The organism is Leptospira tipperaryensis (assembly GCF_001729245.1).
In the GTDB taxonomy this organism is placed as follows: domain Bacteria; phylum Spirochaetota; class Leptospiria; order Leptospirales; family Leptospiraceae; genus Leptospira; species Leptospira tipperaryensis.
On record NZ_CP015218.1, the window covers coordinates 226,687 to 243,558 of the forward strand.

Sequence of the window (16,872 nt, forward strand, 5' to 3'; positions counted from 1 at the left end):
TCGCTCCGTTCGCGACTCGCGGTTCCCGCTCGGACTCACTGCGGCTTCGCACATTCGCTTTGACGTTCGGCTTGCGAGCCGCGACTAAGGTCGCTCGAACCTCGTGCCAACTCCATCGCGCACAAGCGCTCGGAGACGCAACGTTGAGAAGCCTCTTTCGTTAGTCGCCATGTTTCGGGATTTAAGTTTATGAAAAGAATGTTATCATTTTTAGGGATAATCGTCTTCACAATAGGAGTAGATTCTCTCATTATCGAAAGATACTTTGTTAGCTTTCCTGAATATGAATTCGAATCAGAGAAAGTTACCAAAGATTTAGATGGATACCGAATCATAGTTATTTCAGATCTTCACTACGGCTTTTTGAATCCAGAATTCTGGATTCAATGGATTGTCGATAGGGCTAATGCCAAAGAGGCTGATTTAATAGTAGGGCTTGGAGATTATGTAAAGAAAAGAAATACAAATGAAGAATTATTTAAGGTTTGGCCTATTCTAAAAGAGCTTAAAGCAAAGGACGGGGTTTACTTAGTAAATGGTAATCATGACCATTGGGCTAATAATGATTTATCACTTGAACTTTTAGAAAAAAGTGAACGATCACTTAGAAACAAGAATATAACAATAAATCGGAATGCTTCACGATTCATCGTTGCAGGAATTGGAGATTTTTGGGAGGACGTTACTGAGTTTGATGCAGCTTTGTCTGAAACATCTTCAGATGATTTAAGAATTGTATTAGCTCATAACCCAGATTCATCAAATATTAAACATAAAGAGAAAGTGGATTTATTTTTAACAGGGCATACTCATGGCGGACAAGTAAGGGTTCCAATTTTCAATTCTTCACCTATTCTACCTGTAAAGGATAAAAACTTTGATAAAGGTTTCAAAAAAAATAAGTTTGGGGAGAATGTCTTCATTTCATCTAGTATTGGGTGGTCAATTCTTCCAATTAGGCTTTTTTGTCCTTCAGAAGTGCCAATCATTATATTACGCTCTTTGAAGTCGCAACACAGCGACTAACTTCGACTTCTCGCTTCGTTCGTCACTCGCGGTTCCCGCTCGGACTCACTGCGGCTTCGCACATTCGCTTTGACGTTCGGCTTGCGAGACGGCGCTAAGGCGCCTCAAGCCTCCGTCAATCCCTTCGCGCACAGGCGCTCCGGGAACGCGAACGTCGAGAAGTCTCTTTCGTTAGACGCCATTGACAATGTTTACTGAACCTGAAGAAAATACAATACTCTGGCGATATTTGGACTTGCCGAAATTTTGCTCAATGTTGCAGCGAAAGGAGGTATATTTTTCGAATCCAAGTGAATTTTCGGATAAACAAGAAGGTAAACTAATCAAGTCGCATGAGATATCCATGGCACGGCTGATGGGTGCCATCTCATCTATTTTTGAAGAGTCATATCAAGCCCTTGATAAAATTGTCTTTCCCGATGACTCTTCAAGATATCGTTATATCGCACATTTAGCTGCAATATATGCATCAAAAGTTGGCTATAAAAATCGTGAATATTTTGAAAAATATATCTATAGTCTGGAGAGATTGTTAATTCATTCTGATCAAAAAGCAATATCTGAATTAGGAAATCTTGAATTCAAGATGACTCATAATATGCTGACCGAAAATCTCCCTAACCTTCTCGTAAAACCCATTTCAATATATTGTTGGCATGAAAATGCCGGTGAATCTGAGAGCATGTGGAGAATATATGCCAATAAAGGGTTAGCCTTGAAAAGCACTCCCGCGAAGCTGAAGTCCAGTCTTACTCTACCTAAAAGCGGCGAAACGTATAACTGCATTTCGGCTCTTAATCATGTTAAATATATTGATGATCCAGTTAGTATTATAGAGAATTTAATGGTAACTAACAACAAAGATTCCGAACCTTCACCGGATAATGGGTTTTTTAAGCATGTTCTTAGAGCAGAATTGTACAAATCATATCTTTTAAAACACAGTGCTTATCGCTACGAAAATGAAGTCCGCTTCATACTTCAAGAGAAAGAGAATAGCTCGTTGAATGTGATGGATATGAAAAATACATTTAATGGCAAGTATATTAAAGCAGATATTGAACAAATGATTACAGAAATTGTGATTTCGCCTTATGCTGAAGACTGGTTTATTGATGTAGTAGCAGGCGTAATTGAAAAGGAAGGGGTTAATTTGAAACTTGAAAAATCATCCCTGAATGTTTAAGTTGTCAACGTCGTCTAACTAAAGCTTGCCGCTGCGTTCGCCACTCACGGTTCCCGTTCGGTCTCACTCCGGTCTTCGACACATCGCTTCGGGAACTTGGCTAAATAGTAAAAGAAGAGTTTTTTAGTAAGAGAAGTTCTCGACCCTGTCGCGCACAAGCGCTCCGGGACGCGACGTCGGCAAGCTTCTGTCGTTAGACGAAATGCGGCTTGTAAATTGATGTGAAAAGAAAATATTTACAATTAAAAGATTTATGATATACAATTATATTTTGCTTAGTTTTATCTTCGTTTATTTATTCTCGCTAAAACAAATATCGAGTGAGGAAGGAAAACAAGGGTATAAAGCAGTTTCAGACTATCCTTTTTACATAAATTTTAATGTTACTGATAATTTACGTATTACGACTCGTTTGGAAACAAAAGACACGGGAGATTATCAGATCGTTATTGGTTCAAATGACTATCTTTCATCTACATTTGCATCGCTGATTTCCATTAAGTTAAATGGTGAATATCATAAAGAGATTGAATATAAAAGTATTGTTAAAGACGGAAGAATATTTTTAGAAATTAATTTTTCCATTAAAAATGGAGCGGCTTATCGAAATCAATACATTGATTGTTTTATTTCGATATTAAGTGAAAAGCGTCGCAAACTAAATACGAAGGACAATGCTCTATTTAATTCGGCAATATTAGAATTTGGGTCTAGAAAATTATAGTTTTGTTTAACTATAGATTGTTCGGAAACATTCTAAATGGAATATTGCGGAAATTAGTAGCCGCACTTCGTCTAACTTCGGCTTCTCGCTCCGTTCGTCACTCACGGTTCCCGCTCGGACTCACTACGGCCTTCGGCACATTGCTTTGTCACTTCGGTTCGCGAGCCGGCGCTTAAGGCGCCTCGAACCTCGTGCCAACCGCGGCGCGCACAAGCGCTTGCGGCCGCAACGTCGAGAAGCCTCTTTCGTTAGCCGAAAGTTTACAAATAAATTTTATGAGAATAATATTCATTCCACTATTAATTGTTATCCTAATAGGTTGCGATAAATCTGGATATCGCTATGTTGCCGGTCGAAACGGATTATTTTTGCGTGATTTACCGCAGCAAAATTCTACTAAAATTATTTTAATACCTTTTAATTCAAAGATCAAAATCCAAGGCAAACTAACTAATTCGACAGTCATAGACGACGTAGAAGGACAATGGGTAAAAGCTGAATTCGAAGATTATTCAGGTTTTGTTTTTTCGCCTTATCTCTCTGAGAACCGAATTCCGGAGAACTTGAATATAAAAGGAGATTATATTGGTATTTATGGAGCGGATAACAGCATCTATGGAAAGATAGAACTCAGAGAAGAAAATGTTGGCATTTTGACATTAAATTTTTGTCATGAACTAGTTTCCCCACGAATTAAATGGGAAAAAGATGCGGGGCTTCTATTTATTAAATTAAATAAAGAGGATGAGCATTGCTGCCCAGAAATCAAAAATAAAACTTTACCATTTCGAATTAATAAAGTAAATCAATTGGAGTATATAGGCGAAATGATATATGCTTGTGGTTTAGGCGGTTCTGGTCGGTTATTAACAAAGATGCAAAATTAAATTGCTAACTGTCATACAATACAATAATGTAAACCTTCGGCTAGCTTCGACTTCTCGCTCCGTTCGCGACTCACGGTTCCCGCTCGCGCTCACTCCGGCCTTCGGCACATTGCTTTGTCACTTCGGTTCGCGAGCCGGCGCTTAAGGCGCCTCGAACCTCGTGCCAACCGCGGCGCGCACAAGCGCTTGCGGACGCAACGTCGAGAAGCCTCTTTCGTTAGACGTAATGCCTGCAAAGGACAATTGAACAGGAATGAAACAGTACTTAAAACTCTAACTCTGTATTCCGATTTTTTTAATCTCTCTCCAATTGAATGGCGATTCTTTTATGGATAAGCTTAAAGAAGGGGACCTAATATTCCAAGAAACGTTTTCAGAACAAGGGAAAGCTATTAAAATCGCTACTAAATCAAGATATACACATGTCGGAATAATTTTCAAATATAAAGGAAAACTAAAAGTATTAGAGGCAGTTGAGCCAGTAAAAATAACTGAGATCGATACTTTTATTTCGAGAGGAAAAAATAAGCATTTCGTAATTAAACGGTTAACTAATTCGGAAACGGTTCTCAACGAGGAAAAAATAAAATTAATGAAGTCGATTGGTGATCAATATATTGGAAAGTACTATGACATCTATTTTAACTGGTCCGATGAAAAAATCTATTGTACCGAGTTAGCTTGGAAAATTTTTAAAAAAGCATTGAACATTGAGCTTACTGAAGACAAAAGGTTGAAGGATTTCGATCTAAATAATTCAACGGTCAAATATCTGATGAAGAAGAGATACGGGAAGAATATTCCACTAAATGATTTTGTTGTTTCTCCAGCCGATATGTTTTCATCTAAGAAATTAGAAACGATTACGGAAATGAACTAAGAGTAAATAGGGCAGGCACTACGTCTAACTTCGACTTCTCGCTTCGTTCGTCGCAAACGCCATAAATAATAATTACTAGGAACTCTATATGTCTTTAAAACTTAGAAAAAGGATAAAGTTATTTCCAGGATTTCATATTAACTTTAGTAAATCTGGAATGAGCGCTACAGTCGGTATTAAAGGATTTAGCGTTAATACAGGGACTAAAGGGAACTACTTGAATGTTGGTATTCCCGGAACTGGCATTAATGATCGCATACGTCTAGGTAATTCTCAAAACAACACTACAGAGTTTAATATCCCAGAACGTTCGTCTGAGCCAAATTATAATGAAGTAGAAGAAATAAAAAGCTATGAACCGGAGATTCTAACTAGCGAAGGTCTTTTCGGCTTGAAAGAGTCTATTCTAACTGCTGAAATAGAAAAGAGAGAGCTTAAGATTCAAGCCAGGAAGGACAAACTTAAAAAGTATCTTTTCTTTTTCTTCCATTTGCTCTCATTTGCCTATATTTTCGGCTTCTTCTATAAAGGTATTAGATTGAAGTATGAAACATATAAGAAACTTTCGCAACAGTCAGAGGAAGACTATCAAAGTTTTTCATTAAAGATTGAGTTTACATTGGAAACTCCAATTTTGAATGATTATTTAGTACTTAAGAAAAGCTTTGATTCAGTTTCAAAAATTGATCGTATATGGGATATTACTACTACTCGATATTGATCGCGTAGCAGCTCGTTCTGCAGCTTCATCAGCAATTATTCGTGAACGAGTTGCTTTTGGATTTGATAGGTTAGAATTTATCAACACTGATTATGAAGCGCTCTATTTTAAAAATGCTAATGGGGCAGATATATATCTATATCCTGGATTTGCTGTAATTAAAGAACTTAAGCGAGATGAATTCGGGATTATAGATTTGAGAGATATAGTGATAGAACACCGAGCCCTGCATTTCTTAGAACAAGAATATCTACCTAAAGATAGTCCGATTGTTGACAAGACATGGACTTATGTTAATAAAAATGGTAGTCCTGATAGAAGATTTAAAGAAAATCCTGAAATTCCTATTCTTCTTTATCATGAAATTTATTTAAGAAGTAAATCTGGTTTAAATGAGGCGTTTTCGTTTAGTAATCCTGAAGTAGGTAAGAAATTTTGTGAAAGTTTATCCAATTATCTTTCTGTTATTGGAAAATTAAATTGGAGTTTAGATGATAAAGTAAATTAGATAAAATGGCTATTTGTTGAATGGCGTCAGCGACTAACTTCGACTTCTCGCTTCGTTCGTCACTCGCGGTTCCCGCTCGGCCTCACTCCGGGCTAAAGCCACATTGCTTTGTCACTTCGGTTCGCGGGACGCGACTAAGGTCGCTCGAACCTCGTGCCAACCGCGTCGCGCACAAGCGCTTGCGGCCGTAACGTCGAGAAGTCTCTTTCGTTAGGCGAAAGTGCTAAAATTTAATATAAAAACTATGAATATATTTTACAAAAACAAATATCTATTCTTTCTTTTTATTGCCATTTTAGCAATATCCATCGGGTACATATTATATATACTAAAGATATACTCAGATACATTTGGTAGTAGGCTCTCATCAGATCATAAGGTATGGAGCGAATTCGGAGACTTTCTTTCAGGAGCAGTTGGATCTTTTTTAGGTTTTATAACGATATTGCTTTTGATAATAACAATTTTACTTCAAATTGAGGAGCTACGTGCCACAAAGGAAGAGTTAAAAATTGCATCTAGTCAAATTTCACTTAGCAGGAAGGAGTCTGAAAAAAATAATCTACTTTTCGAAAAGCAACTCGAACAAGCCGAATTATTAGCGTATGAAAGAAAAAAAAATTGATAGTATTCTAAATGTTCTTCAATCTCTCGATTTGGACATTCAGAATCTATTGAAGACTCCTATCCCATACCGGCTTTATAATCCGGATTCTACCGTAAGGGTTGATTTCCGAAACCTATGGGAAGGACCTTATTTATCGAATATTTACATTATCCTAATCTTTCCATCAAGCATATCCAGGAAGCAATCGGACACGAATACGTGCAAACCGAATTACAAATTGCGATATCAAAAATCGAAATCTTAGTCGAACAATGGAATGATTATTCCAGGCTTATTCCCGACGAGCCTGAAACAGGAACTGAGTTATATTATTCGAACAAATATTCGTGGATTACGCTAAATTCTGCAACTTTGCAAGAAAGTTTACTTAAACTATTATAAATAAGCACCTTCGCCTAACTTCGACTTCTCGCGGCGCTTCGAGATTGCTATCGCAACTCTCGCTTGGCCTTCGGCACATTTGCTTTGTCACTCGGCTTGCGAGACGCGACTAATGTCGCTCAAGCCTCGTTCCAATTCTTCCGCGCGTTTAGCGCGCTCCAGAACGCAAACGTCGAGAAGCCTCTTTCGTTAGACGGCATCTGCTAAAAATGAATTTTGCAACTTGGTTTGATATTTAAGCCAATTTTGATTTTTTTGAGATTGACGATACGTCATATCTGATGTATTATGATTTGTGGCGAGAAAATGGAAAGTTTACTATTATTCGGAATCCGAGGACGAAGAAAGTGAAATCGAAATTTTTATCAATTCGAAAGATGATAGAAATCAAGCGAAGATATTGGCTTGGATCGAGAAACTTGAGGAATTAGGACCAAATTTACCAAGGCCTTACGCTGATATATTAAAAGACGGTATTCATGAATTACGAATTAAACTTTCCGGAGATCAGGTTCGTATTTTATATTTTTTCTGTTATAAAGACTACGTTATTCTAACAAATCAATTTATTAAACGATCTGATAAAGTTCCGAAGTCTGAAATAGACAAAGCTGTAAAGAGGAGAGAAAAATTTCTTAAGAAATATCCGGAAAAAGAAATAGGGAAGTTATTATCATGAAATCATTCAAAACACATTTAAAATCTAAACTTAAAAACGAGAAATTCACAGAAAAGTTTCAAGAAGAAAAGGAACTAATCAATTTGTCCTTAGAATTGCATGATTTACGGGAAAAGAAAGGTCTTTCTCAGTCTGAGCTTGCAAAAATGGCTCATGTAACTCAACAACAACTTTCGAAAATTGAAAATGGTATAAATTGCAATCTCGCAACTTTTTTGAAAGTATGTCACGCATTAGATCTAGAAGTAAAGGTAAGATCTCGCAAGAATATTGCTTGAGCTTAAAAGCAGACGCCGTCTAACTTCGACTTCTCGCTTCGTTCGTCACTCACGGTTCCCGCTCGGACTCACTACGGGCTTCGCCACATTCGCTTTGACGTTCGGCTTGCGGGACGGCGCTAAGACGCCTCAAGCCTCCGTCAATCCCTGCGCGCACAGGCGCTTCGGGAACGCAAACGTCGAGAAGCCTCTTTCGTTAGACGACATTTGCCCGGGTCGGATGACGCAATTGGCGGCGGCTTCAGCGGATGCGATTGCAAGTTTGGGAGATGATATTTTACCGAAGTCTGTACTCAGTCGAAGACGCTTTGCTTCAACCGTTCTTGACGGATTGGCACAATATACAATATGGTTTTTCCGTATTAGAAAGTTTGATTTGTTTTCCTGATTAGGCCCATGTTACAGATGCACGGAGTTCCGCCTCGTCGCCGCTTACGGAGCTGGTGCAGTTTGCTTTTGCTCGGGCAAACACCGCCTAACTCTCGCTTTCCGCTTCGTTCGCCACTCGCAGTTTAAGCTGCTCGGTCTCACTTCGGCTTCGCACATTCGCTTTGTCACTCGGCTTGCAATTGACGTTCGCTTATGCTCACTCAAGCCTCGTGCCAATCCCTTACGGGAACGCGAACGTCGGAAAGCTTCAGTCGTTAGCTGAAATGGCTATAAATTTATTGTAATTTAAAACAAATCCAATAAGAACCCCTTGACAAGTATATATCTTGATATATACTAATTTTGGAGAAGGTTTAATGCAAACAGCAAAATTATTTATAAATGGAAGAAGTCAAGCGGTCAGATTGCCAAAAGAATTTCAATTTACCGGAGATGACGTCCTTATTCAAAAAGTAGGAGAAGCGGTAATATTAGTTCCTAAGAATAAGGCATGGAATGTATTTTTGGAAGGATTAAATGGATTTTCAGATGATTTTCTGGAGGAGGGAAGAGAAAAACCGAAATCCGATAAAAGAGAAAAGTTTTAATGTATCTTCTGGATACCAATATTTGTATTTTTCTAATTAAAAAGAAAAACGCAGTTCTTTTAGGAAACCTTAAGAAAAAAATAAATAAAGATTTATTTATTTCTTCTTTAACCGTCGCGGAGCTTGAATTTGGAATTCAGAAAAGTGAACATAGGGAAAAAAACAAAGTTGCGCTGATTGAATTCTTAACAATTTTTAATATACTTTCTTTTTCTGATAAAGATGCCGAGTCTTATGGGTTCATTAGGGCTGACTTAGAAAAAAGGGGAAGCGTAATTGGTTCAATAGATATGCTTCTTGCAGCTCAAGCAATTGCTAATAATTATATTTTTGTAACTAATAATACAAAAGAATTTAAACGAATTAAGGACTTAAAACTCGAAGATTGGACTCAATAGCGATCCAATCGCCACTTCAGCTAACTTCGGCTTCTCGCTCCGTTCGTCACTCACGGTTCCCGCTCGGACTCACTCCGGGCTTCGCCACATTCGCTTTGTCACTTCGGTTCGCGAGCCGCGTCTAAGGACGCTCGAACCTCGTGCAACCGCGTCGCGCAAAGGCGCTTGCGGCCGCAACGTCGAGAAGCCTCTTTCGTTAGACGAAATGTCCTAAGCTTAGCTTGATATTGAAAAAGAAACCAAAAGATAATGTGTCAGCTTATTTTCTAAATTTGGACCAAAAATCAGTCTATTTTAAAGTTGACATTAGTATAACCAAAGTTATACCAAGAATATGAAAACGGCAATTTCAATTCCTGATGAGCTATTTAAAACTGCTGAGAAAACAGCCAAGAAACTTGGAATTCCACGTAGTCAATTATTTGCAAAAGCATTAGAAGAATTTATTCAATCTCATAGTAAGGAATCTGTAACTGAGAAATTAAATAAAATTTACAGCAGTAAGTCTAAAGAAACTAAAAATAACATCACTGATTTAGCTGTAGAATCACTTCGCAAGAGTTTAAAAAATGATTCGTGGTGAAATCTGGTGGGTAGATTTAGGAATTCCCTTTGGAAGTGAGCCTGGATTTAAACGTCCTATTCTCATAATTCAAGATGATTCTTTTAATCAAAGTAATATTAATACAATAGTCTCAATTGCAATTACATCGAATCTGAATCTTTCGGAAGCACCAGGTAACGTTCTAATTAGCAAGAAAGATTCAAATTTATCTAAAGACTCGGTAATCAATGTTTCACAAATTGTGACTTTAGATAAAGAAAGATTTCTAAACAAAGTAGGAAAACTTAAATCAAATAAACTAAACGAAGTTGAAGTAGGGCTTAAGTTAGTTACTGGCTTAGATTAAGCACACTTCGGCTTCTCGCTTCGTTCGTCACTCACGGTTCCCGCTCCCTCCGGCCTTCGGCACATTGCTTTGTCATTTCGGTTCGCGAGACGCGACTAAGGTCGCTCAAGTCTCGCTCCAATCCCTTCGTGCACGTCGAGAAGCCTCTTTCGTTATGCGGCAGTTTTAATGTGTTGATATTAAAGTCTGTATATATCTTTTAGTTAAAATTAGAATATTAGAATAGTTTGGACTACTTATTAATATATTAGTCAGGAGTAAAAAATGAATATTAACAAAGCTGTAGATAAATTTTATGAATCGAAAAAGCTTGCGGAAATTGCGGATTCTCCCGTTTCAGCTTTACAAGGATTGAGCGAAGGGGACGCTGATCTCTTACAAAAAGCATTTAATGTAAAAACAGTTCGTGACTTGGCAAGTTTAAAATATGTAAAGTGGGCCCAATCGATAGTTGCATTGGCCGATACAGAGCAGTAAAAAGGAGATAACATGGCAATTCCAGCAAAGGTACTAGATAGAATTACTTCAGGACTAAAGAAGTTTCAACCTGTTCTCTCATCTGCCAAGACAAGAGATGTGAATGAATCGGATACTGTAGTAATAATTACAGATATGCTTTCTGAAGTCTTTGGTTATGATAAGTATTCGGAAATTACAACTGAACATGTAGTAAAGAAAACTTATTGTGATTTAGCAATCAAAATCGATGGGAAAGTTAAGTTGTTAATCGAAGTAAAAGCTATTGGATTAGACTTGAAAGATGATCACATTAAACAAGCTATTGATTACGGTGCTAATGCTGGAATAGAGTGGGTAGTTTTAACCAGTGGAATGAATTGGCAAATATATCGAATATCATTTTCCAAACCAATTGATAAAGAATTAGTATATGAAATTAATTTTGCAAATATTAATCCAAAAAATGAAAGTCATATTGAACCAGTCTACTATTTGTGCCGAGAAGCACTTGGAAAGTCGCTATTAGATGAGTATCATTCGCAAAAGCAAGCGTTAAGTAAATACTACATTGGTCAAATGCTCTTAACCGAAACTATTTTGGATGTCATTAAGCGTGAATTGAAACGACTTACTCCAGGAGTCAAAATTGAAAATGAAGAAATTGAGGAAGTGCTAAGAACTGATATCATTAAACGAGATGTATTAGAGGGTGAAAAAGCAGTTGATGCAAAGAAAAAAATACAGAGAGCTGCAAATACCTATCTTCGAAGTTCTTCTCCGTCTCCCAAAAAGGATACTAAAGATTCTTCGATTACGGATCAGCGTGTTGATGAAATTTCTCCAAATTTGGAATCGACTTCAAATTAAAAAATCACAGCGCCTAACTTCGTCTTCTCGCTCCGTTCGCCATTCACGGTCCCCCAGTCTTGCTTGGCCTCCGGCACATTGCTTTGTCACTTCGGTTCGCAAAACGCGACTAAGGTCGCTCAAACCTTGCGTCAACCGCGTCGCGCACTAGCGCTTGCGGCCGCAACGTCGAGAAGCTTCATTCGTTAGGCGGCATTTTAAACTTTTATGAATTCTAATAAAGAAAAAGAATTTTTATTCACATTTTGGACGTATCCTTTAGAGTTCCCGATACATATTTCTAAAAGCTTGTGTCTTACAATGGATAATCCTCGAACTTCTGCGGAAATCTCGGGTTGCGCAACTTATTGAAGTTAGATTTTCAGAAGGGTATGTAGCGAATCTTGAAGAATTTATAAAGAAATTTTTTGAAACGCACCGTGCAGATGATTCTTACATTGATTATATTTATGTTAAGAGCTTGTCCCAAAACTACTTTAAAGCCATCCTTAAAAGAATCAGAGTAAAAACGATTTTGAGAATAGATAAATAATTATTTTCTTTAAATTCGCAACATGTTTTAGCAGCTCGAAAAGAATTAATCCAAGCGAAGGTTCGTTCGACTACACATCGAAACTTTTTTAAAGGTCGAATCTATTCGGGAGTTTTTGTATTCTTTTTATTCGGAATTCTATAGCGTATAGCGAATCTTTCTTTTCCTTAGATCATTCTTAATTTGTTGCCCAATGTAAGCTTTATCAAGAGACAATATCTCGGGTCTCAGAAACTTTCTATTTTTATAAATTCGAAATTTATTTAATGTTGAAGAAAGAAGTTTAGAATCCTGGGTCCCGGATTGAGAAATCACAAACGAAATTGCTGCTCCTAATCGATCAACGAGTATATGTCTTTTACCGTGGTCCGTCGGATTTGGTCCGGTGAAAAGCCCCCTTTGGAACCCTCGCTTGACTTCCATCTGCTGCCATTCTTTTCATTCTGATCTTAATAGAATGATTATAGAGCTTTAAAGCCTCTTTATGATTTTTATCAAAAATTCCAGCTTCTATCCATTCTTGAAATCTTCGATGAAGAAGTCGATTTGCTACTGAAGATCGGAGGCATATATCGCCAAGGAACTCCTGTCTTAACTCGATAGAATATCGGAGCAAGTGTCGTCCTATCATCTAAGCGAAAGTCGTCCGCCATTAGAAATGATCTCGTATCCTTAGGGACTGTAGCTCTTGTAATTTGAGCCAGATCGGTTCCGGAATATCTAAATGTCCTAATTTCGATTTCATGCAATCTATATTACCTTTGTCGATTTAAGTACAAGCAAGTTTTGGGACAAACTCTAAGCTATTTTTGAATACTTTCTCATTCCCTGATCTATAAATCGATCTACTATTTATAGAATCGTCAGCAAGGATTGAAGGAAAGATAAAATAATATTTGATGAATAACTTCCATTTGGTCATACAGGAAATTAGAAATAATTTAAGACTATTTTAAATTCAATAAATAAGGTATATTAATGCTTTTAAATATAGTTTAAATCAAGAGATATTATTAACTTTTAATTTAGCAATATTCAATAATTATAAATAATTCAATATCAATCCTAATTGTTCAAAAGGAATCCAACAATCTAATGAAGAAGTATTTAAAATTTACAATGGCCCTAATTTCCTCACTATTTGTCGTTCAATGCGGTATGGCGTTAACTCCCCGCACAACCGTAAAGATTCCTCAGGAAACCGAGTCTGAAATTTTCAGACTGAATCTATATGAAGGTGAAGTTAAAAGTTTATACGGAATTAATATTGGAATATTAAATAAAATCGAAAAAACACTTGTTGGTTTGCAGATCGGCATCTTTAACAAAGTAAAAAATCATGGAAATCCGAATCAAGGGAATTTTTATGGAGTTCAAACCGGACTATTTAATCAAGCATACTCCCTATATAACCCGGTTGCAATTCAAATTGCACTAGTTAACTATCTTTCAGTTGCTGGCACTACTCCAGAACAATCTGCACTGGTCTTTCAATTTGGATTATGGACACATTCTGAAAATTCTCCGACAAAAGGTCTGACCATCGGACTTCTACTGAATACGCAAGAGTCTGGGAATACCGGTTTGAACATTGGATTAATAAATGCCTCCGCTACTACGAACGATAGGGCCTTTGGCTTAAACTTGGGCGGAATTAATTTAGGAAGTGGTATGAATGTAGGAATTGTTAACTTAGGCGGACCGGTCAGCTTAGGAGTTCTCAATTATGGAAGTGGTTTCCAAGTGGGACTTTTAAATATCTGTTATTCAGATCGCTCTTTCCTTCCCTTTATGTTTCTTATAAATTATTGTAAAAGTTAAAGTAGGATATTCACTTCTGGAGTTCCCCCGATTTAGTGGACACGTATATGCAAGAATAAAGGATTAAAAAAGGATGGCCCGTAAATCGCAGAGCCTGAGTAGGTAACTGCTACGAAAATGCTCCGATGGAATTCTTTTTTAAGACTTTGAAAGTTGAGGAATTTTATAGAAGGGAATTCTCTACAATTAAGGAAGCTAAATATTTTCTGGATTCTTCTCTAACGTTTGGATTCAAAAAAATTTCTTTCTGCATGTCGGTTTTTTTCCTGAGGTTAAAAAATACCGAATTCTTAGAATCAGTTGATTCTTTCGATTCTTGAATTCATTTTTAATCCTAATTAAAACTTCCACTGGATTCTTTTCGAATTCTCTCTTGGAATTGTTTCGATTCATTGAAGAGAATCGGATCTACTGGTAATTTCCTGACAAGACTTCCTCGAAAAAAAACGCAACCCGGGCGACCAAAGTTCTCGATTGGCAGAGTAAAATACTCGACGTCTAATATTGTGACAGGAAGTTGAATTATGCCTCAGTATAGATCCCGTACCTCCACCCACGGCCGCAATATGGCCGGAGCCAGAGCGCTCTGGCGCGCAACCGGCATGAAAGACAATGATTTCGGAAAACCGATCATCGCAATTGCCAACTCTTTCACTCAATTTGTTCCCGGTCACGTCCATCTGAAAGACCTGGGTCAACTGGTTGCCCGAGAAATCGAAAAAGCGGGTGGAGTAGCAAAAGAGTTCAACACCATCGCCGTGGACGACGGTATCGCTATGGGTCATAGCGGGATGTTGTATTCTCTTCCGAGCCGGGATCTTATTGCGGACTCCGTTGAATACATGGTAAACGCTCATACTGCCGACGCTCTCATCTGCATTTCTAATTGTGATAAAATTACTCCCGGCATGCTCATGGCCGCTCTCAGATTGAATATCCCGACCGTTTTCGTTTCGGGAGGTCCAATGGAGGCAGGAAAAGTAAATTGGGGTGGAGAAGTTCGTAAGCTCGATCTCATAGACGCGATGATTGACGCCGGAAATCCGGATGTCTCGGATGAAAAAGTAGCCGAGATAGAACGCTCCGCTTGTCCTACCTGCGGCTCCTGTTCCGGAATGTTTACCGCAAATTCTATGAATTGCCTAACGGAGGCTTTGGGTCTTTCGCTTCCGGGTAACGGTTCCACTCTTGCCACTCATTCCGACAGAAGACAATTATTTCTGACTGCGGGTAGTCTCATCGTCGACATTGCAAAACGATACTATGAACAAGACGACGAATCCGTTCTTCCGAGAAACATTGCAAATTATCAAGCGTTCCAGAATGCGATGAGCTTGGATGTCGCGATGGGCGGTTCTACAAATACCGTGCTTCACATTCTTGCCGCAGCAAACGAAGCCGGCATTCATTTCAAAATGGAAGATATCGATCAAATTTCTCGAAGAACACCTTGTATCTGTAAAGTCGCTCCTGCGAGTCAGAAATATCACATGGAAGACGTTCATAGAGCGGGAGGAGTCATCGGAATTCTTGCAGAATTGGATCGAGTCGGTCTGATCAATCGAGACGTTCCTACGGTTCATTCTCCTACATTAGGAAAAGCTTTAGAAGAATGGGACATCGTTCGTCAGGCTTCCGGGTCCAAGGCTTTCGCTCTATTCTCCGCGGCTCCGGGAGGAGTTCCCACAACCGAAGCATTCTCCCAATCCAAACGTTGGCCGGATCTTGATTTAGATCGAGTCAACGGATGTATCCGCGAAGTGGAACACGCGTATTCTAAAGAAGGTGGACTCGCTGTTCTTTATGGAAATATCGCTCCAGAAGGTTGTATCGTAAAAACCGCCGGAGTGGACGAATCGATTTGGAAATTCAAGGGCAGAGCCCGTGTGATGGAAAGCCAGGAAGAAGCGGTCTCCAAAATTTTAGGCAACGAAATTGTAGAAGGTGATATCGTCATCATTCGTTATGAAGGACCAAAGGGTGGGCCGGGAATGCAAGAGATGTTATATCCGACCACCTACTTAAAATCCAAAGGTTTAGGAAAAGCGTGTGCCCTTCTTACGGATGGAAGATTCTCGGGAGGAACTTCCGGACTTTCCATCGGACACGTTTCACCGGAAGCCGCCGAGGGTGGAGCAATAGGACTTGTGGAAGAAGGTGATATGATCGAAATCGATATCCCGGACCGATCCATTCATCTTAGAATTTCGGACGCGGATCTTGCAAAACGTAGAATCGCAATGGAAGCCAAAGGTAAGGACGCTTGGAAACCGAAATCTCGTAAGAGAGTTGTTTCTCCGGCCCTTCGCGCGTATGCCGCGATGACAACCTCCGCGCATACCGGAGCGGTGAGAGACGTAAGCCAGGTCGAACCAAAGTAAACCGCGACCGACTTCTCTTAATTCAAGGAAGCTCCCTTTGCCATTTTAGATCCTTAGGGAGCCGCGAAATCCTCTTACCGCGTAGTAAGAAGGCGCGCCGTTGTGATAAATAAAAATATTTCCGTATCTGTTATCGGCGAAAATGGCTCCACCGAGTTTTCGAATCGCAGAAGGTGTTTTCACCCAACTCGAAGTTTTCAGATCAAAATTTCCGAGCTTCTGTAGTTCTCGGTATTCTTCTTCCGATAAAAGTTCAATCCCCATCGCCTCCGCCATATCAAGAGCGCTGTTCTTCGGTTTATGCTCTTTCCTTGATTCCAAACCTTCCCGATCGTAACAAACACTTCTCCGGCCCTTGGGGCTTTCTTCCGAACAATCATAAAAAATATATTCGCCGGTCTTCTTATCATGGCCGACAACATCCGGTTCACCGCCGGTTTTTTCCATCTCGTTGAGCGACCATAGTTTTTTGGGATTCGCTTCCAGCCTCGTTTTTACTTTTACCCACTCAAGATCCTTATGGCGTTTTACGTTTTTTTCAAAACGGGCTTTCAGCGTTCGGAGTAGTTCTTCGCGTTGCTCCGATGTTAGCTCCTTCTTATCCTTATTTACTTTGCTCATATTTTTA

Annotated in this window: 18 protein-coding genes and 1 pseudogene; 17 read left to right on the forward strand and 2 right to left on the reverse strand. The window is 38.9% G+C overall.

The features are described from left to right. Positions 1–189: 189 nt before the first annotated feature. The 15 genes from A0128_RS20410 to A0128_RS20490 all read left to right on the forward strand — a co-directional run bounded on the left by A0128_RS20410 (position 190) and on the right by A0128_RS20490 (position 11,510). Entirely contained in the window at positions 190–1,026 is an 837-nt protein-coding gene (locus tag A0128_RS20410; RefSeq protein ID WP_069609604.1) for a metallophosphoesterase, read from the forward strand. A gap of 343 nt (positions 1,027–1,369) precedes the next feature. Next, positions 1,370–2,212, forward strand: a complete 843-nt coding sequence (locus A0128_RS20415; protein ID WP_245667278.1) for a DUF2971 domain-containing protein — start codon at positions 1,370–1,372, stop codon at positions 2,210–2,212. A 253-nt stretch (positions 2,213–2,465) separates the two neighbouring features. Beyond that, positions 2,466–2,936, forward strand: a complete 471-nt coding sequence (locus A0128_RS20420; protein WP_069609606.1) for a hypothetical protein — start codon at positions 2,466–2,468, stop codon at positions 2,934–2,936. Between the two features lie 275 nt (positions 2,937–3,211). Next, positions 3,212–3,823: an SH3 domain-containing protein gene (locus tag A0128_RS22410; RefSeq protein WP_245667279.1), complete on the forward strand. Its 612-nt coding sequence runs from the start codon at positions 3,212–3,214 to the stop codon at positions 3,821–3,823. Positions 3,824–4,106: 283 nt separating this feature from the next. Further along, positions 4,107–4,703, forward strand: a complete 597-nt coding sequence (locus A0128_RS20430) for a YiiX family permuted papain-like enzyme (protein ID WP_245667280.1) — start codon at positions 4,107–4,109, stop codon at positions 4,701–4,703. A gap of 88 nt (positions 4,704–4,791) precedes the next feature. Next, positions 4,792–5,424: a DUF4236 domain-containing protein gene (locus tag A0128_RS20435; RefSeq protein WP_069609608.1), complete on the forward strand. Its 633-nt coding sequence runs from the start codon at positions 4,792–4,794 to the stop codon at positions 5,422–5,424. Further along, entirely contained in the window at positions 5,369–5,932 is a 564-nt protein-coding gene (locus A0128_RS20440) for a hypothetical protein (protein ID WP_156781951.1), read from the forward strand. The genes A0128_RS20435 and A0128_RS20440 overlap by 56 nt, the downstream gene beginning before the upstream one ends. A 1,304-nt stretch (positions 5,933–7,236) precedes the next feature. Continuing rightward, positions 7,237–7,620, forward strand: a complete 384-nt coding sequence (locus tag A0128_RS20455; protein ID WP_069609612.1) for a type II toxin-antitoxin system RelE/ParE family toxin — start codon at positions 7,237–7,239, stop codon at positions 7,618–7,620. Further along, positions 7,617–7,898: a helix-turn-helix domain-containing protein gene (locus A0128_RS20460; RefSeq protein ID WP_069609613.1), complete on the forward strand. Its 282-nt coding sequence runs from the start codon at positions 7,617–7,619 to the stop codon at positions 7,896–7,898. The genes A0128_RS20455 and A0128_RS20460 overlap by 4 nt, the downstream gene beginning before the upstream one ends. Before the next feature lie 746 nt (positions 7,899–8,644). Beyond that, positions 8,645–8,875 (forward strand): type II toxin-antitoxin system antitoxin VapB, encoded by a 231-nt coding sequence (gene vapB, locus A0128_RS20465; protein WP_069609614.1) that lies wholly within the window; start codon positions 8,645–8,647, stop codon positions 8,873–8,875. Further along, positions 8,875–9,273 (forward strand): type II toxin-antitoxin system tRNA(fMet)-specific endonuclease VapC, encoded by a 399-nt coding sequence (vapC, locus tag A0128_RS20470; RefSeq protein ID WP_069609615.1) that lies wholly within the window; start codon positions 8,875–8,877, stop codon positions 9,271–9,273. Before vapB ends, vapC begins: the two co-directional genes overlap by 1 nt. Positions 9,274–9,607: 334 nt before the next feature. Further along, positions 9,608–9,856, forward strand: coding sequence for a ChpI protein (locus A0128_RS20475; RefSeq protein WP_069609616.1), 249 nt, complete (start codon positions 9,608–9,610; stop codon positions 9,854–9,856). Further along, the gene (locus tag A0128_RS20480; RefSeq protein ID WP_069609617.1) at positions 9,843–10,184 is read left to right on the forward strand and encodes a type II toxin-antitoxin system PemK/MazF family toxin; all 342 of its coding nucleotides are present in this window, start codon (positions 9,843–9,845) and stop codon (positions 10,182–10,184) included. Before A0128_RS20475 ends, A0128_RS20480 begins: the two co-directional genes overlap by 14 nt. Before the next feature lie 264 nt (positions 10,185–10,448). Next, positions 10,449–10,661, forward strand: a complete 213-nt coding sequence (locus A0128_RS20485; protein WP_069609618.1) for a hypothetical protein — start codon at positions 10,449–10,451, stop codon at positions 10,659–10,661. 12 nt (positions 10,662–10,673) lie between these two features. Beyond that, entirely contained in the window at positions 10,674–11,510 is an 837-nt protein-coding gene (locus tag A0128_RS20490; RefSeq protein WP_069609619.1) for a type I restriction enzyme HsdR N-terminal domain-containing protein, read from the forward strand. A gap of 471 nt (positions 11,511–11,981) precedes the next feature. Here the strand turns inward: A0128_RS20490 and A0128_RS22285 are convergent. Beyond that, positions 11,982–12,787: pseudogene (locus tag A0128_RS22285) on the reverse strand (IS5 family transposase). A gap of 350 nt (positions 12,788–13,137) precedes the next feature. Here A0128_RS22285 and A0128_RS20500 point away from each other — a divergent pair. Further along, on the forward strand, positions 13,138–13,863 hold the full coding sequence (locus A0128_RS20500; protein ID WP_069609620.1) for an LA_2272/LA_2273 family lipoprotein: 726 nt from the start codon (positions 13,138–13,140) through the stop codon (positions 13,861–13,863). Between the two features lie 524 nt (positions 13,864–14,387). Further along, positions 14,388–16,244, forward strand: a complete 1,857-nt coding sequence (ilvD, locus tag A0128_RS20505) for a dihydroxy-acid dehydratase (protein ID WP_069609621.1) — start codon at positions 14,388–14,390, stop codon at positions 16,242–16,244. A gap of 45 nt (positions 16,245–16,289) precedes the next feature. On the opposite strand, the gene A0128_RS20510 is transcribed toward ilvD, so the two are convergent. Next, positions 16,290–16,865 (reverse strand): DUF4256 domain-containing protein, encoded by a 576-nt coding sequence (locus tag A0128_RS20510; RefSeq protein WP_069609622.1) that lies wholly within the window; start codon positions 16,863–16,865, stop codon positions 16,290–16,292. Positions 16,866–16,872: the final 7 nt, after the last annotated feature.